The 26,108-nt window shown below is 37.0% G+C and carries 30 protein-coding genes and 1 other RNA gene; 28 read left to right on the forward strand and 3 right to left on the reverse strand.

From position 1 onward, the window contains the following. Positions 1 to 21 precede the first annotated feature (21 nt). The 11 genes from J2R98_RS12055 to J2R98_RS12105 all read left to right on the forward strand — a co-directional run bounded on the left by J2R98_RS12055 (position 22) and on the right by J2R98_RS12105 (position 9,810). On the forward strand, positions 22 to 249 hold the full coding sequence (locus J2R98_RS12055) for a sulfurtransferase TusA family protein (protein ID WP_307067387.1): 228 nt from the start codon (positions 22 to 24) through the stop codon (positions 247 to 249). A 56-nt stretch (positions 250 to 305) separates the two neighbouring features. Then, positions 306 to 785, forward strand: coding sequence for a DsrE/DsrF/DrsH-like family protein (locus tag J2R98_RS12060; RefSeq protein ID WP_307069339.1), 480 nt, complete (start codon positions 306 to 308; stop codon positions 783 to 785). 82 nt (positions 786 to 867) lie between these two features. Next, on the forward strand, positions 868 to 1,167 hold the full coding sequence (locus tag J2R98_RS12065; protein WP_307069341.1) for a rhodanese-like domain-containing protein: 300 nt from the start codon (positions 868 to 870) through the stop codon (positions 1,165 to 1,167). Positions 1,168 to 1,184: 17 nt separating this feature from the next. Next, positions 1,185 to 1,754 (forward strand): sulfurtransferase TusA family protein, encoded by a 570-nt coding sequence (locus J2R98_RS12070; RefSeq protein ID WP_307069343.1) that lies wholly within the window; start codon positions 1,185 to 1,187, stop codon positions 1,752 to 1,754. Positions 1,755 to 1,782: 28 nt separating this feature from the next. After that, a complete protein-coding gene (locus J2R98_RS12075; RefSeq protein ID WP_307069345.1) occupies positions 1,783 to 2,913 on the forward strand; it encodes an MBL fold metallo-hydrolase in 1,131 nt (376 codons plus the stop codon). Positions 2,914 to 2,996: 83 nt separating this feature from the next. Further along, the gene (locus J2R98_RS12080) at positions 2,997 to 4,649 is read left to right on the forward strand and encodes a SulP family inorganic anion transporter (RefSeq protein WP_307069347.1); all 1,653 of its coding nucleotides are present in this window, start codon (positions 2,997 to 2,999) and stop codon (positions 4,647 to 4,649) included. A gap of 36 nt (positions 4,650 to 4,685) precedes the next feature. After that, on the forward strand, positions 4,686 to 5,042 hold the full coding sequence (locus tag J2R98_RS12085; protein WP_307069349.1) for a YidH family protein: 357 nt from the start codon (positions 4,686 to 4,688) through the stop codon (positions 5,040 to 5,042). Positions 5,043 to 5,216: 174 nt separating this feature from the next. Further along, the gene (gene acsA / locus J2R98_RS12090) at positions 5,217 to 6,938 is read left to right on the forward strand and encodes an acetate--CoA ligase (protein WP_307069351.1); all 1,722 of its coding nucleotides are present in this window, start codon (positions 5,217 to 5,219) and stop codon (positions 6,936 to 6,938) included. Positions 6,939 to 7,068: 130 nt separating this feature from the next. Then, positions 7,069 to 8,388: a lysine N(6)-hydroxylase/L-ornithine N(5)-oxygenase family protein gene (locus J2R98_RS12095; protein WP_307069353.1), complete on the forward strand. Its 1,320-nt coding sequence runs from the start codon at positions 7,069 to 7,071 to the stop codon at positions 8,386 to 8,388. Between the two features lie 85 nt (positions 8,389 to 8,473). Next, positions 8,474 to 8,989, forward strand: coding sequence for a type 1 glutamine amidotransferase domain-containing protein (locus tag J2R98_RS12100; protein WP_307069355.1), 516 nt, complete (start codon positions 8,474 to 8,476; stop codon positions 8,987 to 8,989). 62 nt (positions 8,990 to 9,051) lie between these two features. After that, entirely contained in the window at positions 9,052 to 9,810 is a 759-nt protein-coding gene (locus J2R98_RS12105) for a DUF3891 family protein (RefSeq protein WP_307069356.1), read from the forward strand. On the opposite strand, the gene J2R98_RS12110 is transcribed toward J2R98_RS12105, so the two are convergent. After that, a complete protein-coding gene (locus J2R98_RS12110) occupies positions 9,807 to 11,090 on the reverse strand; it encodes a glycoside hydrolase family 18 protein (RefSeq protein WP_307069359.1) in 1,284 nt (427 codons plus the stop codon). The two genes, J2R98_RS12105 and J2R98_RS12110, sit on opposite strands and share 4 nt — an antisense overlap. Before the next feature lie 103 nt (positions 11,091 to 11,193). On the opposite strand from J2R98_RS12110, the gene tadA reads away from it, so the two are divergent. From tadA to J2R98_RS12145, 7 genes are all read left to right on the forward strand, one after another. Continuing rightward, the gene (gene tadA, locus J2R98_RS12115; RefSeq protein ID WP_307069362.1) at positions 11,194 to 11,655 is read left to right on the forward strand and encodes a tRNA adenosine(34) deaminase TadA; all 462 of its coding nucleotides are present in this window, start codon (positions 11,194 to 11,196) and stop codon (positions 11,653 to 11,655) included. A 95-nt stretch (positions 11,656 to 11,750) separates the two neighbouring features. Then, positions 11,751 to 12,018: signal recognition particle sRNA large type (ffs, locus tag J2R98_RS12120), an RNA gene on the forward strand. A 135-nt stretch (positions 12,019 to 12,153) separates the two neighbouring features. Beyond that, positions 12,154 to 13,872 carry a DNA polymerase III subunit gamma/tau gene (dnaX, locus tag J2R98_RS12125; RefSeq protein ID WP_307069364.1) on the forward strand — a complete coding sequence of 573 codons (1,719 nt, stop codon included), beginning with the start codon at positions 12,154 to 12,156 and terminating at the stop codon, positions 13,870 to 13,872. Positions 13,873 to 13,887: 15 nt separating this feature from the next. Beyond that, the gene (locus J2R98_RS12130) at positions 13,888 to 14,208 is read left to right on the forward strand and encodes a YbaB/EbfC family nucleoid-associated protein (RefSeq protein WP_307069365.1); all 321 of its coding nucleotides are present in this window, start codon (positions 13,888 to 13,890) and stop codon (positions 14,206 to 14,208) included. Between the two features lie 13 nt (positions 14,209 to 14,221). Beyond that, a complete protein-coding gene (gene recR, locus J2R98_RS12135; protein WP_307069366.1) occupies positions 14,222 to 14,818 on the forward strand; it encodes a recombination mediator RecR in 597 nt (198 codons plus the stop codon). A gap of 79 nt (positions 14,819 to 14,897) precedes the next feature. Further along, a complete protein-coding gene (locus J2R98_RS12140) occupies positions 14,898 to 15,161 on the forward strand; it encodes a pro-sigmaK processing inhibitor BofA family protein (RefSeq protein ID WP_307069367.1) in 264 nt (87 codons plus the stop codon). A gap of 128 nt (positions 15,162 to 15,289) precedes the next feature. Beyond that, positions 15,290 to 15,481, forward strand: a complete 192-nt coding sequence (locus J2R98_RS12145; RefSeq protein WP_307069368.1) for a sigma factor G inhibitor Gin — start codon at positions 15,290 to 15,292, stop codon at positions 15,479 to 15,481. Between the two features lie 66 nt (positions 15,482 to 15,547). On the opposite strand, the gene murB is transcribed toward J2R98_RS12145, so the two are convergent. Next, on the reverse strand, positions 15,548 to 16,468 hold the full coding sequence (gene murB, locus J2R98_RS12150) for a UDP-N-acetylmuramate dehydrogenase (RefSeq protein ID WP_307069369.1): 921 nt from the start codon (positions 16,466 to 16,468) through the stop codon (positions 15,548 to 15,550). Positions 16,469 to 16,665: 197 nt separating this feature from the next. Here murB and J2R98_RS12155 point away from each other — a divergent pair, with 197 nt between their 5' ends. From J2R98_RS12155 to rsmI, 9 genes are all read left to right on the forward strand, one after another. Next, positions 16,666 to 18,096, forward strand: coding sequence for an aminotransferase class I/II-fold pyridoxal phosphate-dependent enzyme (locus J2R98_RS12155; protein WP_307069370.1), 1,431 nt, complete (start codon positions 16,666 to 16,668; stop codon positions 18,094 to 18,096). A gap of 19 nt (positions 18,097 to 18,115) precedes the next feature. Next, positions 18,116 to 18,748 carry a dTMP kinase gene (gene tmk / locus J2R98_RS12160; protein ID WP_307069371.1) on the forward strand — a complete coding sequence of 211 codons (633 nt, stop codon included), beginning with the start codon at positions 18,116 to 18,118 and terminating at the stop codon, positions 18,746 to 18,748. A gap of 103 nt (positions 18,749 to 18,851) precedes the next feature. After that, positions 18,852 to 19,181 (forward strand): cyclic di-AMP receptor DarA, encoded by a 330-nt coding sequence (darA, locus tag J2R98_RS12165; protein WP_307069372.1) that lies wholly within the window; start codon positions 18,852 to 18,854, stop codon positions 19,179 to 19,181. A 15-nt stretch (positions 19,182 to 19,196) separates the two neighbouring features. Then, a complete protein-coding gene (locus tag J2R98_RS12170; protein WP_307069373.1) occupies positions 19,197 to 19,637 on the forward strand; it encodes a YaaR family protein in 441 nt (146 codons plus the stop codon). Between the two features lie 18 nt (positions 19,638 to 19,655). Beyond that, positions 19,656 to 20,651, forward strand: coding sequence for a DNA polymerase III subunit delta' (gene holB / locus J2R98_RS12175; protein WP_307069374.1), 996 nt, complete (start codon positions 19,656 to 19,658; stop codon positions 20,649 to 20,651). 6 nt (positions 20,652 to 20,657) lie between these two features. Next, complete coding sequence (locus tag J2R98_RS12180; RefSeq protein WP_307069375.1) at positions 20,658 to 21,485, forward strand: PSP1 domain-containing protein; 828 nt, start codon at positions 20,658 to 20,660, stop codon at positions 21,483 to 21,485. Between the two features lie 13 nt (positions 21,486 to 21,498). Next, on the forward strand, positions 21,499 to 21,831 hold the full coding sequence (yabA, locus tag J2R98_RS12185) for a DNA replication initiation control protein YabA (RefSeq protein WP_307069376.1): 333 nt from the start codon (positions 21,499 to 21,501) through the stop codon (positions 21,829 to 21,831). A gap of 107 nt (positions 21,832 to 21,938) precedes the next feature. Then, positions 21,939 to 22,700 (forward strand): tRNA1(Val) (adenine(37)-N6)-methyltransferase, encoded by a 762-nt coding sequence (locus J2R98_RS12190; protein WP_307069378.1) that lies wholly within the window; start codon positions 21,939 to 21,941, stop codon positions 22,698 to 22,700. Then, the gene (rsmI, locus tag J2R98_RS12195) at positions 22,693 to 23,568 is read left to right on the forward strand and encodes a 16S rRNA (cytidine(1402)-2'-O)-methyltransferase (RefSeq protein WP_307069380.1); all 876 of its coding nucleotides are present in this window, start codon (positions 22,693 to 22,695) and stop codon (positions 23,566 to 23,568) included. Before J2R98_RS12190 ends, rsmI begins: the two co-directional genes overlap by 8 nt. 35 nt (positions 23,569 to 23,603) lie before the next feature. Here rsmI and abrB read toward each other — a convergent pair whose 3' ends face one another. Beyond that, positions 23,604 to 23,876, reverse strand: a complete 273-nt coding sequence (gene abrB / locus J2R98_RS12200; RefSeq protein WP_307069382.1) for a transition state genes transcriptional regulator AbrB — start codon at positions 23,874 to 23,876, stop codon at positions 23,604 to 23,606. A 275-nt stretch (positions 23,877 to 24,151) separates the two neighbouring features. On the opposite strand from abrB, the gene metG reads away from it, so the two are divergent. Continuing rightward, positions 24,152 to 26,104, forward strand: coding sequence for a methionine--tRNA ligase (gene metG, locus J2R98_RS12205; RefSeq protein WP_307069384.1), 1,953 nt, complete (start codon positions 24,152 to 24,154; stop codon positions 26,102 to 26,104). Positions 26,105 to 26,108: the final 4 nt, after the last annotated feature.

Below are 26,108 nucleotides of genomic sequence, written 5' to 3' on the forward strand. Positions count from 1 at the left end.
AAAAACTAAGGAGGAATAATAATGGAAGTAGCAAAAACATTAGACGCAAAAGGTTTAGCATGCCCAATGCCAATTGTAAGAACAAAGAAAGCAATTGAAGAAGTCAATAGCGGAGATGTTCTAGAAGTCGTAGCAACAGACGCAGGAGCCAAAAGTGATCTAACAGCATGGACGAAATCATCAGGTCATGAACTATTAGAAACAAAAGAAGAAGATGGCGTATACACGTTTTACGTACAAAAAGGCTAAAGTTTTTTTATTGAATTATATACCTTTAGGGGTATAAAAATGAGGAGGAATTTAAGATGTCAGAACAAAAGAAAACAAATATTATCTTATTCAGTGGAGATTATGATCGAGCGATGGCTGCTTATATTATTGCTAATGGTGCGGCAGCCTATGACCATAAAGTAACGATTTTCCATACGTTTTGGGGGTTAAATGCTTTAAGAAAGGACGAAAAGCTACGCCCTAGCAAAACGTTTATGGAAAAGATGTTTGGCAAAATGATGCCAAAAGGTGCTGAAAACTTACCATTATCTAAAATGCAATATGCTGGCATGGGACCTAAAATGATTAAAAACGTTATGAAAAAGCACAATGCGATGCCATTAGATGATTTAATTTCAATGGCACAAGAGCAGGATATTACACTATTAGCATGTACGATGACAATGGATCTTTTAGGTCTAAAAGAAGAAGAACTATTAGAAGGAATTGAGCTTGGTGGTGTAGCAGCTTATATTGCTGACGGTGAAGATGGTGCAATTAATTTATTTATCTAAGCAGAACCAATAGGCGGCAATTTTAAAAAATTGCCACCTATTATCCATAAATTAATAACAACTTATAAAGTGAGGGTATACAATGAAGGAAGTTACAGCTAAAGAAGTACAAGAGCGCCTAGAAAATGGTGAAGAACTAAATTTAATTGATGTTAGAGAAGCAGATGAAGTCGAACAAGGAATCATTCCAGGTGCAAAGCATATTCCATTAGGATTAATTGAATTTCGTGAAAATGAACTGAATAAAAATGAAGACTACATTATGATTTGCCGTTCAGGTGGTCGTAGTGGTAAAGCAACACAATATTTAGAAGAACGCGGCTACGATGTAACAAATATGGCCGGTGGAATGTTGGACTGGGAAGGTCCTGTTGAAAAATAAATTTGGAGGGATTTCGCATGGCGGAAATTAAATCCGATCACATTTTAGATGCAAAAGGTATGGCTTGTCCTATGCCGATTGTAAAGACAAAAAAAGAAATCGAAAGTATCGAGGCAGGAAAAGTATTATTAGTTGAAGCAACAGATCCAGGTTCAAAAGCTGATATTAAAGCATGGGCAGAACGAGCTGGCCATCAGTATTTAGGGACAAATGAAGAAGGTGACACATTAAAGCACTATATCCGCAAAGCTTCTGAAGAAGAAGCAGAAGGTGAAACTTCATTTGAGAACGTTGTAAACAACGATGAACTTAAGCAAAAACTATCTGATGGAGTTGCTACAGTTATTGATGTTCGTGAATCAGCGGAGTATGCATTTGGTCATATCCCGGGTGCAAAATCGATTCCGTTAGGTGAATTAGATAGCAAAATTGATGAATTAAATAATGAAGATGACATTTATGTTGTATGCCGTACAGGAAATAGAAGTGATTTAGCAGCGAAGAAATTATCTGAAAAAGGTTATAAAAACGTAACTAATGTAGTTCCAGGTATGAGTGAATGGGACGGAGACGTAGAAAAAGCTTAAGTAATACTATTATTAGGAGGTATTTTTCATGAGTTTTAAAAAGTTAACAGTAGACGAATTAGCAAAGAAAGTTGTTAACCAGGAAAATCTATTTTTACTTGATGTTCGTAATGAAGATGCATTTGAAGATTGGAAAGTAGAAAGTGACAGCTTTGAACATCTAAACAAACCTTACTTTGATTTAATGGATGGAATCGAACCAATTCAAGATCAAATTCCAGAAGACCAAGACGTTGCAGTTATTTGTGCAAAAGGTGGCTCTTCTGAGTTTGTAGCAGAACAATTAGTTGATGCTGGTTTTGACGATGTTTATTCTGTTGAAGGTGGTATGAAAGCTTGGAGTGAGCACTTAGAGCCAGTAAAAATTGGTGATCTAGAAGGAAACGGAGAACTATACCAATTCGTACGTCTAGGTAAAGGTTGCCTATCATATATGGTCATTTCAGATGGTGAAGCAGCTGTAATCGATGCGACTCGCATGGTTGATACGTTTATTAATTTTGCTGAGGAAAAAGGTGCAAAAATCAAGTATGCACTAGATACTCACTTACACGCAGACCATATTTCTGGTGGCCGTAAGATCGCGGAGCAAACAGGTGCAACTTACTATTTACCGCCTAAAGATGCTGAAGAATTACAATTTGAATATGAGCCGATTGAAGATGGAAATGAAATTCAAGTTGGATCATCTAAAATTGATGTGCAAGCATTATATTCTCCAGGACACACAATCGGCTCCACTTCATTTATTGTAGATGAGAAGTATTTAATGTCTGGTGATATTTTATTCGTTCAATCAATTGGTCGTCCTGACTTAGCAGGTAAAGCAGAAGATTGGGTAGGCGATTTACGTACGACGTTATATGAACGTTACAAAGAACTTTCAGATGATTTAGTTGTATTACCTGCACACTTCTCGTTCAAAGAAGAGTTAAACAATGACGGTTCTGTACAAGAGAAGTTAGGTGTACTATTTGAGAAAAACGATGGTCTGCAAGTTGAAGATGAAGATGAATTCCGTAAGATGGTAACTGAAAACTTACCACCTCAACCAAATTCACACCAAAAAATCCGTTTCACTAATATGGGTAAAGAAACACCAGATGAAGAAGAACAACGTGAAATGGAAGTTGGACCAAACCGTTGTGCAGTAAGGTAAACATGATGAATTAAGAAGGAGCGGTTTAGGCTCCTTCTTAATTTTTGCACAAGGGTGCAGTTAAAAGTAAGAGAGGTGAAATTATGTTAAGTAAGTATGTACCATCGGTGGACTGGCTTAAGCGGTATAACGGGATGGATTTTAAAGGTGATTTAATTGCAGGTCTTATTGTTGCGATTATGTTAATTCCTCAAGGTATGGCTTACGCGATGCTTGCTGGTTTACCACCTGTTATGGGACTTTATGCATCAACTATTCCACTTATTATATATGCATTATTAGGATCATCTAGACAATTAGCTGTTGGTCCTGTTGCTATGGTGTCTTTATTAGTTTATTCCGGTGTTTCTACATTAGCTGAGCCAGGGAGTGACCAGTTCATTTCCTATGCTTTACTATTAGCACTCATGGTTGGTGTCATCCAACTTGTAATGGGCTTATTTAAACTCGGCTTTTTAGTTAACTTTTTATCACATGCTGTCATCAGTGGTTTTACTTCTGCTGCAGCCATTATTATTGCTTTATCGCAGTTGAGTGGATTACTTGGAATTGAATTACCGAGTAAAGGTAATGTGTTGGAACTATTAACTGAAGCGGTTATAAACTTAAATGCTGTCCACTTACAAACAGTTACTTTAGGTATTGGAAGCATTATTATTTTAATTTTATTTAAAAAGTATGTACCTAAAATACCAGGACCATTAGTGGTGGTCGTTGCGACAAGCTTAGCTGTTTATTTGTTTAATCTTGATCACCAAGGTGTTGCGATTGTTGGAGATGTACCGTCAGGCTTACCTTCTTTATCTTTACCGACAATGAGTTGGGATTCCATATCAGCCTTACTTCCAATCGCTTTAACGATAGCGTTCGTCGGGTTTATGGAATCTGTAGCTGTGGCGAAAAAAATAGCTTCTAAAGAAGGTTACAAAATTAATTCGAACCAAGAGTTAAATGGTTTAGGTGCTGCTAATATAGTCGGTTCCTTTTTCTCAGCCTTTCCAGTGACAGGTGGTTTCTCACGTTCAGCGGTTAACTATCAATCTGGGGCAAGAACAGGAATGGCAACCATTATTACTGCCGTTATGATCATTTTGACGTTATTGTTTTTCACAGAATGGTTTTACTATCTACCGCAAGCAGCGTTAGCGGCGATTATTATCGTAGCTGTATATGGATTAATTGATGTGAAAGAAGCTGTTCATCTATTTAAAGTGAAACGAATTGACGGATGGACTTTAGCTGTTACATTTTTTGCAACACTACTGACGAGTATTGAGACTGGTATTTTAACAGGTATTGTTTTTTCATTAGTCGTATTTATTTGGCGTAGTGCATATCCGCACGTAGCTGAGTTAGGGTATTTAGAACAAGAAGGTGTCTATCGTAATATTGAACGTTTCCCTGAAGCGAAAACATTCCCTAATACGATTATTTTTCGTATTGATGAATCACTATATTTTGCGAATATTGCCTTGTTAGAAAATAAATTAGAAAAGCTAATAGACAAGAAACCTGACACTAATCGAATTATACTCGATTTTTCAGCAGTTAATGACATGGATGCTGTTGCGATTGATGAGTTAGATGAACTGATCCAGGCTTATGATGATTATGGTGTAGAGGTTAGTATTGCGAATATGAAAGGACCAGTCAAAGATTTAGTTAAAAAAGCAGGTTGGTATGATAAGTATGAAGACCGAATTAAGTATCTTTCTATTAATCAATGTGTAAAATAATGTTACGTATGGCTTCTCGTTAAGGGGTTGTTTTAAATGGAACCAACAAAAGATTCTAACTATATACAACAACATCTCGCTAATGAACGAACGTATTTAGCATGGATTCGTACAGCCTTAGCTATTATCGGAATAGGCTTTTTGATTGTAAATATCCATTTCTCAACTAATACAAGCTTAACTCCATATTCAGACCGTTTAGCTGAGATGATTGGAATATTGTCCGTTTTAATAGGATTAACGGGGATTATTTTTGCAACGGTTCATTATGTTCGTAAGAGAACACAAATTAATGAGCAAACGTTTAAACCTGCCATTCATCTTGTTTGGCTTATTTCTGGATTGATGATTTTGATGGTTATTTTGTTTTTCCTTTACTTTTATTTATATTAAGTAGTTAAAGTCCATTCTTATTAAGATATAAGAGTGGACTTTTTATAAATCTGACAAAAAAGTGGTTAATATTTGAAGTGAAGGACTTTTAAAATTGTGTGTTTTGCTATACAATATCATTACTAGAATTTTTAAAATATTTATAATGTTCTATTAAAACAAAAACATGAGGTGATGGTTTTGAGTGAAAGCGTTTTAAAAGCTAGAAGTAATCAACACAATTTAGGAAACTATGAAGAAACTTACCAAAACTTCAACTGGGAAGAAGCGAAGAAAGCTTTTTCTTGGAATGATACAGGGAAAGTAAACATTGCTTATGAAGCGGTTGACCGTCACGCTGAAAATCCTGACAAGAAAGATCAAGTAGCATTGCATTATGTTTCTCCTGATCGAAATGAATCGTTAACGTTTGAACAATTAAGTAAGCAAAGTAACCAATTTGCTAATGTATTAAAAGATCAAGGTATTGAGAAGGGTGATCGTGTTTTCTTATTTATGCCAAGATCCCCAGAGTTTTACGCAAGCTTTTTAGGAATTTTAAAGGTAGGCGCGATTGCTGGACCTTTATTTGAAGCATTTATGGAGCAAGCAGTTCAAGACCGTTTAGAAGATAGTGAAGCGATAATGCTTATTACAACACCTGATTTATTATCACGAGTTCCTGAAGATGAATTGCCAAATTTAAAGAAGGTAGTTTTAGTTGGTGATGCAAGTGATATTCAAGAAGGATATGTTGATTATCATAAGGAAATGAGTAGTGCTAGTGAACAATTCGACATTGAATGGGTTGGTCTAGAAGATGGCATGTTAATTCACTATACGTCAGGTTCTACTGGCAAACCTAAAGGTGTATATCACGTACACAATGCGATGATTCAGCATTACCAAACAGGTCAGTGGGTGTTAGACTTTCAAGATGGTGATGTTTACTGGTGTACAGCTGACCCAGGGTGGGTAACAGGTACGAGTTATGGTATTTTTGCCCCTTGGCTAAATGGTGTAACAAATGTTGTAGTTGGTGGTCGTTTTACACCTGAAGCATGGTATAAAGCTCTAGCTGACTATAAGGTTACGGTATGGTATTCAGCACCTACAGCATTTAGAAAATTGATGAGTGCAGGTGAGGATGCAGTTAAGCAGTTTGATTTATCTAAAGTTCGCCATATTTTAAGTGTCGGTGAACCGTTGAACCCAGAAGTTGTTCACTGGGGAATGAAAGCCTTTGACTTACGTATTCATGATACGTGGTGGATGACTGAAACGGGTGCACAGTTGATTTGTAACTATCCGACAATGGATATTCGTCCTGGTTCTATGGGTAAACCAATTCCAGGTGTTGTTGCATCAATTGTCGATGATCAAGGTCAGGAGTTACCACCAAACCAAATGGGTAATTTAGCGATAAAAGAAGGATGGCCATCGATGATGCGTGCCATTTGGAAACGTCCTGAAAAGTATGAGAGTTATTTCTTAAATGGTTGGTATGTATCAGGTGATAGTGCCTACCGTGATGAAGATGGTTATTTCTGGTTCCAAGGACGTTTAGATGATGTAATTAATACATCAGGTGAACGTGTTGGTCCGTTTGAAGTTGAAAGTAAATTAATCGAGCACGAAGCGGTTTCAGAAGCAGGGGTGATTGGTAAACCAGACCCTGAACGTGGTGAAATTATTAAAGCCTTTATTGCTTTAAATGAAGGTTACGAGGAATCTGAAGAGCTTCTTGAAGAAATTCGCCAGTTTGTAAAGACAGGGTTTGCTGCTCATGCTGCGCCTCGTGAAATTGAAGTAGCAAAAGCGATCCCAAAAACACGTAGTGGTAAAATTATGCGTCGCCTGTTGAAGTCAAGAGAGCTTGGCTTACCAGAAGGTGATACATCAACTTTAGAAGAGTAAAAAAAAGTAAAGTAAGTGAGCGCCTTTTAAAAGGTGCTCACTTTTTTGTGTGAAAAAGTGTTTAGATCACTTATAGTTAGGAAACTTAAATAAGTACATACTAATAAAAAATGGAAAAAGGGTGGTCGTAATGGAACATAAGTTATATACATTTATCGGAATTGGCATAGGGCCTTATAACTTAGGATTAGCTGCACTTACTGAAGACCTAGATGACGTTGAACGCATATTTTTTGATCAAACACCAAAGATGGATTGGCACCCTGGTATGTTAATTGAAGGAACAGATTTACAAGTTCCGTTTTTAGCGGATTTAATCACATTTGCAGACCCGAAAAGTCGCTACACTTTTTTGAATTACTTACATGAACATGGCCGATTGTATAAGTTTTTCTTCTTTCAAAAATTAGAGATCCCAAGACAAGAATATAATGACTACTTACAATGGGCAACTGAGCAAATTAGCGGACTTTATTTCGGTCATCGTGTAGTGGACGTGATTGAACACCAAGATGCTGAAACACCCCATTATGAAGTCGTTGTCGAAGACCAAGAAACGAAAGAGTTTTCTAGTTACTATGCTAAGCATGTCGTCATGGCTACAGGTTCAGAACCTTTTGTTCTTGAGTCTACAGAAGGGTTGCCTGAAGAAGATGTACTGCATACGAGCCGTTATTTGTACCATAAAGATGAACTGTTAAACTCTAACCACATTACAGTCGTTGGGTCAGGACAGAGTGCAGCTGAAGTGTTTTATGATTTGTTAGAAGAACGTGAAAATAAAGAGTTTCATATCACTTGGTTTACCCGTAGTAAAGGTATTTTCCAACTGGAGTCGGCTAAATTGGGACAAGAATTTTTCTCACCTAACTATGTTGATTACTTCCACCAATTAAATTTTAAAAAACGTCAAGAAACATTAGATACGTTAGATCCTTTGCGTAATGGTGTAGATGAATCAACTCTTGAAGGCATATATGATATGTTGTACCACTATTCGATTGGTGAAAAAGACCCGAAATTAACGATACAACCGTTAACAGAAGTTAATGGCATTGAGCCAAAAGGTCAACTGTATGAGCTGAAGTGTGAACAGTGGCAACAAGAAGAATCATTTAATTATGAAACAGAAAAAGTGGTTTTAGCGACAGGTTATAAACCTAACATTCCGGATTGGTTTATGGAACGATTCGAGAGTAAAATAAATTGGGAGCAGAAAGAAGATTATTTATTTGATATCTCACGTCGTTACCGATTGAAGTTTCAAGGTGAACGTCAAAACCAGTTTTATATGGTAACCAATTTGGAGCATTCTCACGGAACCGCTGCCACTAATTTAGGTTTGGCGATTCAAAGAAATATGGAAATTATTAATGACATGCTCGGTGAAGAAGTTTATCAAGCAAAAGGGCATTCGATTTTTCAGCAATTTAAACATGAAGATCAATAAGTATGTGACGTTTAAGTTTCTAACCGATTGATATTGGGAATATTGTTTATAGAAATATCATTGAATAATAAAAGGAGGCATTATTATGGCAAAAAGAATAGCATGTGTCATGACTAACTTATTCGAAGATAGCGAATATACTGAGCCAGCTAATGCTTTTCGTGAAGCAGGACACTCTGTTGAAACGATTGAAAAAGAGAGCGGAGTTGTTGTAACAGGTAAGCAAGGTAAAACGGAAGTAGCCATTGATTATAGCATCGATGAAGTCAAGGCAGAGGATTACGATGCTCTCTTTATTCCTGGTGGTTTTTCTCCAGATATTTTAAGAGCAGATGAACGGTTTGTTCAATTTAGTAAGCATTTCATGGACGAAAATAAACCCGTTTTTGCAATTTGTCATGGACCTCAATTGCTTATTACAGCAAAAGCATTAGAAGGGCGAACGGTAACGGGGTATAAATCAATAGCTGTTGATTTAGAGTATGCAGGTGTTAATTATAAGGATGAAGAGGTTGTTGTATGTCATAACTTAGTGACAAGTAGACAACCAGATGATTTACCAGCGTTTAACCGTGAATCATTAAAACAATTAAGTGATTAACTTAAAAGCCAGCTACAGTTAAGCTGGCTTTTATACTATACATATAAAAGGAGAGAGTGCGCATGATTGTGACGTCTTCTAATTCTTATTTTAAGATGATCACGCAACATGACCACGCTTTAGTGAGTGGGGAAATAGCGAAACATTGGTTAGATTCATTGTTTGAAGGTGGATTTTACCGTAAGGAAGTGGAGTATGCCGTAAGCCAACATGATTGTGCTTGGATCCCATTAGACAAACAGCCCACTTGGAATGAAGAAAAAGACCAACCACATTCCTTTATGGATTATCCGTTGGAACCTAAAGTGCAACACTATCGAAAAGGAATAGATTTAGTTGAAAATCAGTCTGAATATGCTGCTTTGTTATGTAGCCAACATTATTTATCATTCTTCGATGAAAATTCATCTAATTCGACTATTACCGATTTCATTTCCCAGGAAATGATTCGACAAGATAAAATTAAAAGGATCTTAAACATTCAAGTGCCAGAAGAGTATATCGATTTTCATTTCCGTTTACTACAGTTTTGTGATGACATATCTTTATACCTTTGCTTAAATGAACCAGGTACAGCAAAAGAAGATGAAAATCCGATGTTTAAAGATGGTTTCAGACAACAATTTTCAGGCATTGAAGGTACAATTAAAGCAAAGTGGCTAGACGAACAGACTGTTTCTGTTACGCCTAACCCTTTTAAAAGTCCATTTAAAGTCGAGATCCCATACAAAGCTGTATCAAAAGAAGACTGTGAAACGAGAGGACTTCAACAAGCCCATGACTTAACACCAAACGATCTTAGAGAGGTTTATATTCGTTAAACAATTTTATCGATATCAAAGTTATAATTTAATAGTGCCCAGTTTTGTGGGAAGGCTAAGCCTAGTTTCCAATAACTAATTCCTTTTAAACCTAATTCATCAATTAAATCAAACTTAGCTTGGATAGAACGACCATCTTCAAACCATACTTCATGTTGATTCCCTTGTTCATCCCAATAATAAAAGTATGGTGCTTGTGCTTCTTCATCGTATTCAATTGCTTGGTTATTCTCTCTTGCGATTTGAATAGCTTGATTTGGACTGATTGCAGGCGCTGTTTCCCCACCTTCTTCATAAGGTAAAGTCCAATCATAGCCATAAGTGTTTTGCCCGAGCATAATTTTTTCAGCTGGCATTTCTGATAGAGCGTATTCAACTACTTCACGAACTGGCCCTATCGGTGAGACAGCCATTGCCGGACCGCCACCATAACCCCATTCATAAGTCATTAAAATAACAAAATCAACAATTTCACCATGGGCCTGGTAGTCATGAGCTTCATACCATGGACCAGTTTGTTCGTCACTCGTTTTTGGTGCTAATGCTGTAGAGATGAGTAACCCTTGTGGGCTTAGTCTTTCTCTCGCTTTTATTAGGAAATTGTTATAGTCTTCTCGGGTTTCTGGTGGTAGAAATTCAAAATCAAAGTGAATATCACGATAACCTACTTCGTTAGCGATCCGAATGATTTCATCAAATAGTTGATCTTGAACTTGATCGTCAGTTAAAATGATTCTCCCTAATTCTTGGTCGAAAGCACCGTCCCGTAAATTTGTAATTACCATCATTAATGCTGTATTATTAGTTTGTGCAATCATAGGAAGATCATCTAAAGGCGGTGGAGAAAGCGTTCCATCTTCATTCACTTCATAACTAAACATACCTAAGTATGTTAATAAAGGTGTGCGAGCCCAGGCTGATTCAATTAAACTGTCACTTACGGAATCACCGAATGGTTCAATATAGGCGTTAGTCGTGATCGTGCGGCGGTCAGGCTCTGGTAATATTAACTCCTGACCAATCATTAACGGTTCATTTAAATCTAAATCATTGTAAGAGGCTAATAACTCATAGGGAATGTTTAACCTTTGACCAATTGAATAAAAGCTGTCACCTTCTTGGACTGTATATTGAGATACAGGAACTACTAGTGCTTGCCCGATGACAAGGTCATCTGGTTGATCTAATTGGTTTAATTCAATGATATCTTGAATGGGTGTTTGATACCGGTTAGCAACAGAGTATACCGAATCACCTTGTTGTACGACGTGTATGAGCAATGAGCACACTCCTTTCCAATTTATTCTTTTTGAATGTATGTGTCAGTTTCTATAGATATGCATAAATGAAATAGATGTTCATAAGCCTAGAGGTGAAATTGTCATGCATGAGCAGTATATGCAGTTAGCTATTGAAGAAGCGAAAAAAGCAGAAGCTATTGGTGAAGTGCCTATAGGGGCTGTAATTGTATTTGATGGTAATGTCATTGCTACGGGATATAATAAGCGTGAATCTAGTCAAAGAAGTACTTCTCACGCTGAACTCATTGCTATTGAAAAGGCAAATGAAGTCTTGGGGAGCTGGCGTTTGGAAGGTTGTCAGTTGTATGTAACGTTAGAACCATGCCCCATGTGTGCAGGAGCGATTGTACAATCAAGAATTCCTCACGTCATTTATGGAGCAAAAGACCCTAAAGCAGGTTGTGCTGGGTCCATTACAAACTTATTAGAAGAACCACGTTTTAATCACCGTGCTGAAGTGGAGCATGGTGTACTTGAGGCAGAATGTGCTTACCTTTTAACAAATTTCTTTCGCCAATTAAGACAAAAGAGAAAGCCAAAATAGGAGAAAATATTGGTTCGTTATTATCATTGCATTTTTATTTGAAAGATAATATACTTGTATATGCGCTAAACAAAGCGCAAACCTTATAACACTTGCCGTGCTAGGTGGGGAGGTAGCGGTGCCCTGTTACCCACAATCCGCTATAGTGGGGCTGAATTCCCGTCTGAGGTAAAGTAATCTTAAGGTCTGACGTAAGTGAATAGTGTTGACGTTTGGGTCCTGTGCAACGAGAACCCGTGAACCCTGTCAGGTCCGGAAGGAAGCAGCAGTAAGCGGTCTCTCTCGTGTGTCGCAGGGTTACCTGAACCGAGCTAGGATCTTGCGTAACGCTTATGGGTTACTTTATCGAAGATGGGTGCACGGCGTACATAAACGATGAAACTCACCTGATTAAACAGGTGAGTTTTTTCATATATTTCGTAAAAACATGCGATACATTTTGAAATGTCTGATTCGAATCAGTTATAATGAAGAGAGAACTTAAAGGAGATTATGTCCATGGCCTATCAAGCATTGTACCGAGTTTGGCGTCCACAACAGTTTCAAGATGTTGTTGGTCAAGTACATATTACAAGAACGCTACAAAATGCGATTGAACAATCAAAAGTAGCACATGCTTATCTTTTTACTGGTCCACGTGGGACTGGTAAGACAAGTGCTGCGAAAATTTTCGCAAAAGCTATCAATTGTGAACATTCCCCTGTTAAAGAGCCTTGTGGAGAATGTGATGCTTGTCGAGGAATTCAAGACGGTTCGATCTCGGACATAATTGAAATTGATGCTGCTTCTAACAACGGTGTAGATGATATTCGCGAAATCCGAGATAAAGTGAAGTATGCACCAAGCTCAGTTTCGTCTAAGGTTTATATTATTGATGAAGTGCATATGTTATCAACTGGAGCTTTTAACGCACTATTAAAAACATTAGAAGAACCTCCAGCTCACGTCATCTTCATATTAGCAACGACAGAACCACATAAGATTCCACTTACGATCATTTCAAGGTGTCAACGGTTTGATTTCAAACGAATACCACAACAAGCTATTGTCGATCGGTTGAAATTGATTTTAGATGATGGTGGTATTCAATATGATGATCACGCTGTCGTTCACGTTGGTCTAACAGCGGAAGGCGGAATGCGTGATGCACTTAGTATATTAGACCAAGCGATTGCATATAGTGAAGATGGTCATATTCATATGGAAGACGTGCTAGCTGTTACAGGATCAATCGCCCAAGAGCAGTTGTTATCAATGATTGATGCCCTTGTTAACCAAGATGGAAAAGAAGCGTTAAGCTTGCTTGATCAAATGATGCAAGAAGGTAAAGATCCTAGTCGCTTCGTGTTTGATTTTATCCACTTTTTAAGAGATTTGTATATGTACAACAGTGCAGAGGGTGTTGAAGAAGCGTTAGTCCGAGCTATTCCGAATGAACAGTTTCATCAAGTAAGAGAACTTTTAACTTCAGACTGGTTAGAAGAAGCCATTTCAATTCTTAACCAGACACAACAAGATATGAAATGGACGAGTAGCCCTAAAATTTTAGTTGAAGTTGCTTTGTTAAACATTCAAGAAATTAGTCATCAATCGCATAACGAACAAGTGCAAACAACATCACCAGAGTTGTTACAACAAATTGCAACTTTAGAAAAAGAATTAAAAGCTTTAAAAGAACAAGGTGTATCGGTTAATACAACAGAACAACCAAAGAATGAGACGAACAAACGCCCAGCACCTAGTCGTCAAAATAAATATAAAGTGCCTTATGAAAAGGTACGCCAAACTTTATCAGAAGCAACGAAAGAGGATATTCAGGCGATTAAAACAAATTGGGCTAGCTTTATGGACGGATTGAAAAAGACAAGTCCACCTGCACATGCTAAACTAGTTAATAGTCAACCAAAAGCAGCCTCATCTCAAAACTTAATATTAGCATTCAAGTTCGAGATTCATTGCTCACTTATTCAAGAAAATCAGGAAATGGTAGAAACTGTACTAAGCGATTATATTGGAAAAAGAATAGCTATTATTCCGATTCCAGAAGAAGATTGGAATCCAATAAGAGAAGACTTCTTAAGCCAACAATCTGAGCAAGGTGAAGGTGATGAAGATGAAGAAAGTCACCACCAGCACACGAGCAGCGGGGAAGATCATTTAATTTCTGAGGCACAAAAATTAGTTGGCGATGATTTAATAGAGATTAAGGATTCATAAGAAGAACTTACAAATATGAAAGGAATGGGAAATATGAATAACATGATGAAACAAATGCAAAAAATGCAAAAGAAAATGATGAAAGCGCAAGAAGAGCTTCATGAAATGAGTTTTGAAGCAACTGCTGGCGGTGGCATGGTTAAAGTCGTCGCTAACGGTAAGAAAGAAATTACAGACATTGAAATAAATGAAGAAGTTGTCGACCCAGATGATGTAGATATGTTACAAGATTTAATGATTGCTGCGACTAACGATGTGTTAAAGCAAGTAGATGATACAACAAATGAAAAAATGGGACAGTTCACGAAAGGTATGAATATGCCGGGAATGTTCTAGGAGGCATGCGATCATGTATTATCCAGAACCAATTACAAAGTTAATTGACAGCTTTACAAAATTGCCAGGTATAGGTCCCAAAACTGCCGCACGCCTGGCATTTTTTGTGTTAGAAATGAAAGAAGATGACGTGTTGGACTTCGCGAAGTCGTTAGTTAATGCTAAACGCGAATTAACGCATTGTACAGTTTGTGGTCATATTACAGACCAAGACCCGTGTAGTATTTGTAGCGATCCAAGTCGTGATAACTCCGTCATTTGTGTCGTTCAAGATCCAAAAGATGTGATTGCTATGGAGAAAATGAAAGACTTTCAAGGGAAGTATCATGTGCTACATGGTACGATCTCTCCAATGGAAGGCATTGGTCCTGAGGATATAAATGTTTCAACTTTAATTGAGCGATTAAAGGATGAAAAAGTAGAAGAACTCATTCTAGCGACTAATCCCAATGTTGAAGGTGAAGCAACGGCAATGTATATTTCAAGACTAGTGAAGCCTTCAGGCCTACGGTTAACTAGAATCGCTCACGGATTACCGGTTGGGGGCGACTTAGAATATGCCGATGAAGTGACGTTATCCAAAGCGTTAGAAGGAAGAAGAGACCTATAATAAAGATTTTCCTTTTTTAGTTCTATTAATAGTCTAAGCGACATAGCGTATTAGTAGGACAAGCGAAAGGAGATCAAATATGGATCCAATAGTTGTGACATTAGCATTTTTAGCGGTTGTTATTTTATTGCTGTTTTTTGGACCACCAATGAAGTTTATGCAATGGGCTTCAAAAGGGGTTTTGAAGGTCATAGTTGGTGCACTGTTTATATTTTTCGCTAATGTATTTGGCTCGATGTTCGGTCTGCATATACCGATCAATTTGTTTACATCAGCGATAGCAGGCTTTTTAGGGATCTTTGGTGTTGGTGCATTAGTTGCGATCCATGTATTTATTTTATAACCGTCACTTAAGGAGGGGTGCAAATGCGCCTCTCTTTTTTACGGTTATTTTTAAAAAATAAAAAAGTTTAATAGATACGTATAAAAATCTAGTAATTTGTCCACTCTAGTTAATGGAGGTGGGAGACGATGAAAGGTCAATCAATTAATTGTTGTCAAATTTGTGGAGAATGGAAGCAAGACGGGATTCACGTATTGTCTTCTTTTATTTGTAAGAGTTGCGAAAGAGAGATTGTTAATACTAGTCCTGATGATGAAAGTTATCAATATTTTGTTGATCGAATGAAATTCCGCCGTTTACTAAATCAAACGACGTCATAACTTAATAGATACCTCCCCTAATTTTATATAAAAAGAAGCGGCTAATCATAAGCCGCTTCTTTGCATTTATTCAAGGTCTTCTCCAATTATACGTACCTCACGTTCTAAATTTACGCCGAATTTTTCACTAACTGTCTTTTGAACCATTTCGATCGATTGAATGTATTCAGTTGCTGTAGCGTTATTTTTATTAATGATAAACCCAGCATGTTTTTTAGATACTTCAGCCCCACCGATACCTTTTCCTTGAAGGCCACTATCTTGAATTAGTTTTCCTGCAAAGTAACCTGGAGGACGTTTGAACACACTGCCACAAGATGGGTATTCCAATGGCTGTTTTGACTCACGTTTATATGTGAGATCATCCATGACGGCTTTAATCTCGTCATATTTACCAGGCTTTAATTCGAACAATGCCTCTAAAACGATATAACCTTTTTCTGGTATATTACTATGACGGTATTGTAAATCAAATGCATCTGCTGGTAGTGTCAGAAGGTTGCCTTCACGGTCAACGACGACGGCTTCCTTTAATACATCTTTAATTTCCCCCCCATAGGCACCTGCATTCATAAACAAAGCACCGCCGACTGTTCCTGGTATACCACAAGCGAACTCGAGTCCTGTTAAATGTTCGGTTAAAGCTTCACGTGAAGCATCGATAATACGAGCACCGCTTTGAGCAATCATCTCATAGCCATCTACATTAATATCATCTAACTTTTTAAGACTTAGAACGACGCCGCGAACACCGCCATCTTTTACGATTAAGTTAGAGCCGTTGCCAAGTAGTGTAAAAGGTAGCTGTTCTTGATTAGCAAGCTTTACAACGTTTTGGACTGCTTCATAAGAAGTAGGCGTGACGAAGAAATCAGCTTCTCCTCCTAACTTCGTATAAGTATGATTATTTAACGGTTCATTAATTAAAATATTTTCATCAGAAAGGATCTCACGTAGTTTATGTTTAATTGATTGATCATCTAACATTAATTATTCACCTCTAATATTTATCATAGAGAATTTAACGCACGGTGTGTCAAAGGTCTCTCTTTTATTTAGTGTATTATTGTATTATTGTAACATGAAAATTTATAAAAGTTAGTTTAGGAGTGTATAACGTTTATGTTACGTGTTTTATTTTCGTGTACAATATGAATTAAAACGAGTTTAAGTTAGGTGTTTATATGAATCAACAACGAGCGCCTTTGTATGAGGCCATTCAACAGCATTTAAAGCAAAAGCGATACTCCTTTCATGTCCCGGGACATAAAAGTGGAGCCATTGTACATAATCAATTAAAGCCCATTAATGAACTGTTTCGCTATGACTTAACGGAATTGCCAGGTCTTGATGACTTGCATGAACCAGAAGGGCCTATATTAGAAGCGCAAAAGTTAGCTGCTCAATACTATGGTGTGGAACAGACTTATTTCTTAGTAAATGGGACGACTTCTGGTAACTTGGCGATGATTCTAGCCAGTTTGAATGCAGATGATCACGTGTTAGTTCAACGGAATTGCCATAAATCTGTGATGCATGCCTTAGAATTAGTCGGAGCGAAGCCTGTTTTCATTTCACCTGAATATGACTCCATTGCACGTCGGTATTGTCATATATCTCCCGACGTTATTAAGCAAGCTTTAACGAATGATTCAAGTCTTAAAGCAGTTGTACTTACTTATCCAGATTATTTCGGAACGACTTTTGATTTATCGTCGGTTGTACAAGTAGCACATTCTTTTAATGTTCCAGTTTTAGTCGACGAAGCGCACGGTGCTCACTTTTCCTTCGATGCACCCTTCCCTAAATCAGCGAAACAATGTGGTGCTGACCTAGTCGTTCAATCAGCTCATAAAACATTACCGGCTTTAACGATGGGTTCTTTTCTGCATGTGAATTCTAACCGAATCGATCGCAGTAAATTAGAGTATTATTTAGAAGTTGTCCAATCGAGCAGTCCATCTTATTTAATTATGGCGAGCTTGGATTTAGCTAGGCAGTACATAGCTAACTTTAATAAAGATGATCAAGTTCAGTTAGTTAAAGAAATTACTGAGCTTAACAACCAGTTAAATACGTTGACTAACTGTGAAGTTTTACCTGTTCGTGAACAAATAGATGACCCTTTAAAAACGGTTTTAACTTCAGAGACGTTAGACATGAATGTAGTATACAAGCGTTTACACGATTACGGGATCGATGCGGAATTAGTTGACCAAAATCAGTTGTTACTCATCCATGGGATCGAGTTAGATGAAGAATTACGACAAAAGCAGTGTACGGCATTAATTAATTGTATAAAAACAGTGGAAGACAACGCTTATCATGATAAAATGGTAGACAGTCAATTTGATGTAAGTACAATTCAACGTTTTCCATATTCCTATCGTGAGTTAAAGTCGTTTAATACAGAGTGGGTAGATGTTCGTGAGGCGAGCGGGCGAATTGCTGCTGAGTCGATTACACCTTATCCACCTGGAATACCCGTTATATTAAATGGTGAGTTTATTTCTCAACAAGCTTTAAACACGATTGAAAAAGCTGAAAAACGCAAGCAACATATTCAACGAATCAGTAATGGTGATCATAATAAAATAAAAGTTTATCAAATTTAGTATAAAGGGAGTTATCTTCGTGAGCGGATTATTTATAACGTTTGAAGGTGTAGAAGGTGCGGGAAAGTCAACAGTAATTCAATATATTTCAAATCAATTAAGAGCTGACGGTTATGAAGTTGTAACAACACGTGAACCTGGAGGCATTGAAATTGCTGAAAAAATTCGTGAAGTTATTTTAAGTAAGGACCATACTTCTATGGACAGTCGCACAGAAGCTTTATTGTATGCGGCGGCCCGTAGGCAACATTTAGTTGAACGAGTCATGCCTGCATTAAACCGTGGACAAATTGTTTTGTGTGATCGGTTCGTTGATAGCAGTTTAGCATATCAGGGCTATGCAAGAGGATTAGGTATGGAAGAAGTTTATCAAGTTAACGAGTTTGCGATTGAGGACTGTATGCCGGATTTGACCATTTTATTTGAACTAGATCCTAAAGTTGGTTTAGAGCGAATTAGTGACAATGAACAAAGAGAAAAAAACCGACTTGATTTAGAAAAGCTAGATTTTCATAAAAAAGTAGAAGAAGCTTACCGTCATTTAAAAGAGCGTTTCTCGGATCGAATTAAAAGTATTGATGCTCACAAGTCTTTAGAAAATGTTCAAGTTGAATGTGAAACAGTTATACGTTCTTTCTTATCTAGTAAGTAATGTTTGTTATGCACACGTTTTGTGAAAAATAATCATATCATGTGCTAAATAATCAGAAAACTTGTTATAATATAAGTAAGTACAAATTATGAGGAGGAAAAGGATGAAATTAGTCCTTGCGATTGTTCAAGATAAAGATTCAAACCGTCTTTCAGATGCGTTGTCTGAAGAGAATTTTAAGTCGACTAAATTATCATCAAGTGGTGGTTTCTTAAAGGAAGGTAACACGACATTAATGATTGGTTGTGATGACGATGATGTCGATCAAGCATTAGAAATTATTAAAGATAATTGTAGTTACCGCGAGCAAATGGTAGCACCAATTTCACCGATGGGTGGGAATGCAGACTCGTACATTCCAAAGCCAGTTAAAGTAGAAGTTGGTGGAGCGACAGTTTTTGTTCTTCCAGTAGATGCTTTTCACCAATTTTAATAGGAGTGACAAGTAGTGAAAGTTAGCCAAGAAGTACGTACGCAAATGGAAACATCTAAACAAAATAATCAGAAACAGACTAATGCTAAATCATCTTTTCAAGGCGTCGTTGGACAGGAGACACAAAAGCTGAAAGAAGCAGAATTAAACCGTCTTCTGGCTGATTTAACTAAACAAGGTGATAAGGTAGCGAAATTTCGCTCGTTTCAGGATTTAGGGAAATATAAAAAGATGGTCAGACAGTTTATTCAAGAAGCGGTTAACTATGGGTTAGATCTTGAGCAGTCCCGTAAATGGGATTTAGAAGGTGGCAGCCAAACTCTTTCTTTAGTTAAGCAAATTGATGATAAGTTAATTGATTTAACAGATGATGTATTAGATCAAGAGAAAAGTTCAATTGATGTTTTAGATGTCATTGGGGAAATTAAAGGTATGTTACTTAACTTATATGCTTAAAGGAACAGGATGAATGAAATGACAACAACTTGGTCAACGATGCGTGAAGTACAACCTGTAGCAACACGTATGTTACAAAACAGTATTGTTAAAGATAGAATTGCTCATGCGTATTTATTCCACGGACCTAAAGGGACTGGCAAACAAAAGGCCAGTCTTTTGTTTGCGATGCGATACTTTTGTGAGCAAGCTGAAGATCAGTATAGCGAGCCTTGCTATGAGTGTAGCTCGTGTAAAAGAATTCAAACAGGCAACCATCCTGATGTGCATTTTATTGAACCAGATGGTCAGTCGATTAAAAAGGACCAAATTGAATATTTACAAAAAGAGTTTACATATACAGGGTTAGAATCGAACCAAAAAGTATATATTTTACATCAAGCAGAGAAAATGACGACAAATGCAGCGAATCGTTTGTTAAAATTTCTAGAAGAACCGAGTAGACAAACTATGGCCGTCTTATTAACAGAAAATATTGGTTCTGTTTTAAATACGATTTTGTCTCGTTGCCAAAGAATTCAATTTCACCCTTTGAAAAGCGAAGGTATGTACGAACAATTTGTTGGTGAAGGGATTCCAGAGTCGACAGCAAAAATTTGTGCGGCTTTAAATATAGGGTTAGATGAAGCGAAAGAGCTTAGTCAGGATGGTTGGTTTGCCGAAGCAAGAAGAATAGTGATACAATTAATAGATAAAGTAATGAATCCTAAAGAAGAAGGTTACTTGTTTCTCCATCAAGTGTGGTTAAATCATTTTCAAGAGCGCCACCAACAGGAGTTAGGTATAGATTTGCTGTTGTTATGGTACCAAGACCTTATATCCTATCATTTAAATAGAGAAGATATGGTCGTGCTAACAGATCAACTAGATAGACTACAACAATATCAGTACACAATTTCGTTAAATGATGCAAAAACATGTGTTTATGAACTCTTACAGACAAAGCGTAAGTTAGCATATAACGTTCACAATACACTTGCAATGGAACATTTAGTCCTTCAATTGCAGAGGTGATATAGATTGTTAGAAGTAATTGGAGTTCGCTTCAAGAAAGCGGGTAAAATATATTATTTCGACCCTGGTGATGCTGACTTAACAACGGATGATTATGTCATTGTTGAAACAGTACGCGGTGTCGAATTTGGTAAAGTTGTAATCTCGAATAAACAAGTTGATGAAGAAGATGTCGTTCTTCCACTTAAGAAAGTTATTCGAATTGCAGATGATAAGGACAAGCTAACTATAAGCGAGAACAACGAGATGACCGATGAAGCAGTCCGTACTTGTTCAGATAAAATTAAAGAACATCAACTTGATATGAATTTAGTTGATGCTGAGTTTACATTCGACCGTAACAAAATAATCTTTTACTTTACAGCAGATGGCCGTGTTGATTTCCGTCATTTAGTTAAAGATTTAGCTGCAGTGTTTAAAACACGAATCGAACTTAGACAAATTGGGGTTCGTGATGAGGCTAAAATGTTAGGTGGAATTGGACCATGTGGAAGAATGCTGTGTTGTTCTACGTTTTTAGGTGATTTTGAACCTGTATCAATTAAAATGGCAAAAGACCAAAACTTATCATTAAATCCAGCTAAAATCTCGGGCTTATGTGGCCGTTTAATGTGTTGTTTAAAGTATGAAAATGATATGTATGAAGATGCTAAACAAGAACTTCCAGATATCGGAGAAAGCTTAACAACATCAAATGGTTCAGGTAAGGTTGTCGGTTTAAACATGCTAGAAAGATTAGTACAGGTTGAATTATCAGAGATGGAACGTGTTGTCGAATATACACTTGATGAGTTAATTGATGAAGGAGCAATCTCCGTTCCAGCAGCAGAGTAATGAGGTGGATGTTGTGAACAAAAAAGAAGTTTTAGACCGTTTTTCTCATTTAGAAAAACAGTTTGAAGACTTACAGAAAGACTTTTCATTATTGAAAAACGACCTCGTACAGTTAATGGAAGAGAACCATCAACTGGCGCATGAAAATCATCATTTACGTCAGCGTTTAGATGATTTAACACAAGAGGACTCGTCAAACGATGATCAAAATCCTTCAAAAAGCGTCGGTGAAGGTTATGATAATTTAGCTAGAATTTACGAGGAAGGCTTCCATATTTGTCACGTTTATTTCGGAACACCTCGAGAAGAAGAAGATTGTATGTTTTGTTTAAAGTTTTTTAATTAAATATACATGTTGTAACATCCTTTACTGCAAACATTGTAGTAAAGGTTGTTTTATGTAGGGAAACTTACTTGTAACAGGTTAAAAAGGACATAAGAAGGATGAGCTATATGGTAGAGTTAAAAGGTGATGAAAGAATAGACTATTTATTAAATGACCAACAAAGGCAAATTATCCAAAGCCCAACGGTGTTTGCTTTTTCGGTGGATGCTGTACTATTAGCTCATTTTACATATTTGCCGATTAAGCGAGGTCGTGTTTTAGATTTATGTACTGGCAATGGTGTGATACCACTTTTTTTAACTAAACGTTCGCAAGCCAAAATAATCGGGGTTGAAATACAAGAACGCCTTTACGATATGGCTGTACGAAATGTTCAATTAAACAAACTAACAGATCAAATAGATATGATTCAAGGTGATTTGAAAGAAGAAACGAAACGGTTTAACCAAACGTTTGATGTTGTCACATGTAACCCACCATACTTTAAAACAGATGAACCTAATAAACGTAATCAAAATGAGCACTTAACGATCGCTCGCCATGAGGTTTATTGTGATTTAAATGATGTTATAAAAGCGTGTAGCCGTTCAGTGAAATCAGGCGGGAAAGTATCGATGGTTCATCGGCCCAATAGACTTTCAGAGATGATTACAATCGCTAAAAGTTATAAGTTAGAAGTGAAACGTTTGAAGTTTGTTTATCCAAAACGAAACAAACAAGCTAATATTGTATTAGTCGAATTTGCAAAAGATGGACAACCTGATTTAAAAGTAGAACCACCATTATATATCCATGAGGAAAATGGGGATTATACTAAAGAGATGACGAAAATTTTGTACGGTGAAGAAGGGAGTTCCGCTCATGATTAACGTTCAAAAGAGCTTTGAACAAGAAGGACCTAAATTATACGTTGTTCCGACACCTATAGGAAATCTTGAAGATTTAACATTTAGAGCGTTGAAAGTGTTAGAAAATGTTGATCTTATTGCGTGTGAAGATACGAGACAAACGCAAAAGTTACTTAACTTTTTTGACTTAAAAAAATCATTAATTAGTTTCCATGAGCACAGTCACGACAAACGCACTGAGGACCTCTTACAACGTATTCATAACGGTGATTCCATTGCATTAGTTAGTGATGCTGGCATGCCTTTAATATCAGACCCAGGGTATACTTTAGTTAGTCGAGCTCGAGAACAAGGGGTTGATGTTGTCGTATTACCTGGAGCAAACGCAGCGTTATGTGCTTTAGTCGGCTCAGGATTACCGACTAATTCCTTTACATTTGCAGGTTTCCTACCTAAGAAAAAGAAAGAGATCGTCAATATTTTGGAGTCACTGGACCAACAACAACATACGCTTATATTCTATGAATCGCCCTATCGAGTGACGAAGACATTAGAAGTCATGAAAGAAGTATACAGTAGTGGTCGAAGGGTTACACTGGCTAGAGAGTTAACGAAGAAGTTCGAAGAGTATATTAGTGGTTCTATAAATGACGTTTATGATTGGTCTATATCCAACGACTCTACAATACGTGGTGAATTTTGCATCATTGTTGAGCCAATTGATGAAAAAGATATGGAAAGTGATATCTGGTGGGAAGATTTATCGTTAGTTGAACATGTAGAATACTATATGGAAAACGAACATTTAAAGACAAAAGCCGCCGTTAAATTAGTCGCTCAAGACAGAGGGCTTTCAAGCCGTGAAGTTTATAATGAATTTCATCAGTAAAATAAAAAACGGGGCTTATAATAGCCCCGTTCGGATTAGCTCATTTTCTTTTGAATCTCGTCGATTAGCTGCTCTGCGCCTTCTTTGCTAAGGACGATGTTGTCTCCAACAGAGATGTTGTCGTTAGAGATTTCGCCAGTAATTTGGCAAGCCATGTTTGGCTGGTATTTCTTTAGGACGATTTGATCGTCATCTACGTAGATCTCTAGTGCGTCTTTTACATTTATATCTAGTGTGCGACGCAACTCAATAGGAATTACAACTCTTCCTAATTCGTCTACTTTTCTTACGATACCTGTTGATTTCATTATTTTTCTCCCCTCTCGATCATAATTTCGCTATCTTTCGCAACTAAATTTACCACTCTTTGTATGTATAGTCAATTAATTAAAATATAAATAATTGTAAATTGTTTCATTTTGAAACAACATAGATGATTGACATAAGTTGTCAGAGTTATATGAGAGAAACTATGAATAACAATGGAAATTGTTCAGTTTAATCGTTACAATATATAGTACCTAGTTGTATATAAATTTAATTATATAATAAAGAAATAGTATTTAATATAGGAGGTCAAACCATGCCAGAAGAACGTAATACGTTTTATATTACAACACCAATTTATTATCCGAGCGGCAATTTACATATTGGCCATGCTTACACGACAGTTGCTGGTGATGCCATGGCGCGTTATAAGCGTTTAAGAGGTTATGATGTGATGTACTTAACCGGTACTGACGAACATGGGCAAAAGATTCAACAAAAAGCTGAAGAAAATGGTGTAACGCCTAAAGAATATGTTGATGAGATTGTAAGTGGTATTGAAAAACTTTGGGATAAGTTAGAGATCACTCATGATGACTTTATTCGTACGACTGAAAAGCGCCACAAAGATATCGTTGAAAAGATTTTCGATCAACTTGTCCAACAAGGTGATATCTATCTTGATGAGTATGAAGGTTGGTATTGTACACCTTGTGAATCTTTCTTTACGGACCGTCAGTTAGAAGAAGGAAACTGTCCTGATTGTGGTCGTCCTGTTGAGAAGGTTAAAGAAGAGTCGTATTTCTTCAAAATGAGTAAGTACGTTGATCGTCTCGTTCAGTTTTATGAAGATAATCCAGAATTCATTCAGCCTGAAAGTCGTAAAAATGAAATGTTAAACAATTTCATTAAACCAGGTTTAGAAGATCTAGCAGTCTCACGTACAACATTTGATTGGGGTGTTAAAGTTCCTGGCGACCCTAAACACGTCATTTACGTCTGGATCGATGCTTTAACGAACTACATTACAGCATTAGGCTACGGAACGGACCAAGACGAACGCTATCAGAAATATTGGCCAGCTGATGTTCATTTAGTTGGGAAAGAAATTGTTCGTTTCCATACGATTTATTGGCCGATTATGTTAATGGCACTTGATTTACCACTTCCGAAAAAGGTATTCGCACATGGTTGGTTATTAATGAAAGATGGTAAAATGTCTAAGTCCAAAGGGAATGTCGTTGACCCAGTTGATTTAATTGACCGTTACGGATTAGATGCTTTACGTTACTATTTATTACGCGAAGTGCCGTTCGGTTCTGACGGTGTCTTTACACCAGAGGCATTTGTTGAACGTTCAAATTATGACTTAGCGAACGATTTAGGTAACTTACTAAACCGTACAGTGGCGATGGTTAATAAATATTTTGGTGGAGATATTCCATCCATTACGTTAAATGAAACTGAACATGATCAAAGTTTAATCGAACAAGCTGAACAAACAAAGCAAGAAGTCGAAAATGCGATGGATGAGATGGAGTTTTCCGTTGCTTTGTCAACGTTGTGGCAGTTTGTCAGTCGTACAAATAAGTATATCGATGAAAATGAACCTTGGGTGTTAGCTAAAGATGAGTCACAGAAGGATCGTTTAGGTAATGTGATGGCGCACTTAGTCGAGTCGTTACGTAAGACAGCTGTTATGTTGCAGCCATTCTTAACCTCTACACCTGAGAAAATTTTCAACCAGTTAGGTATTGAAGACGAATCGCTTAAAGCTTGGGATAGCATTTCACAGCATGACTTAGTTAATGATGCTCAAGTCGTCAAAAAAGGTAAACCGATCTTCCCTCGCTTAGAAACAGAAGATGAAGTGCAAGCGATTAAAGATATGATGACTAAAAATACACCGAAGCAAACGGCTGAAGAAGAAGAAAAACAAAAAGATGAAATTACAATTGATGATTTCTTCAAAGTTGATTTCAAAGTAGCTGAAGTAGTTCATGTTGAGAAAGTTAAGAAAACAAACAAGTTATTAAAGATTCAAATTGATTTAGGTTCAGAAAAAAGACAAGTGATTTCTGGTATAGCTGAACACTATACAGAAGAAGATTTAGTAGGTCGTAAAGTGATTTGTGTAACGAACTTAAAGCCTGCTAAGTTGAGAGGCGAATTATCAGAAGGAATGATCTTAGCTGGGGAAGACGACGAAGGTCATTTATCGTTAGCGACAGTTGATCAAACTTTACCGAATGGAACACCAATAAAATAATATG

It is taken from the genome of Alkalibacillus filiformis (assembly GCF_030814115.1).
Classification (GTDB): domain Bacteria; phylum Bacillota; class Bacilli; order Bacillales; family Alkalibacillaceae; genus Alkalibacillus; species Alkalibacillus filiformis.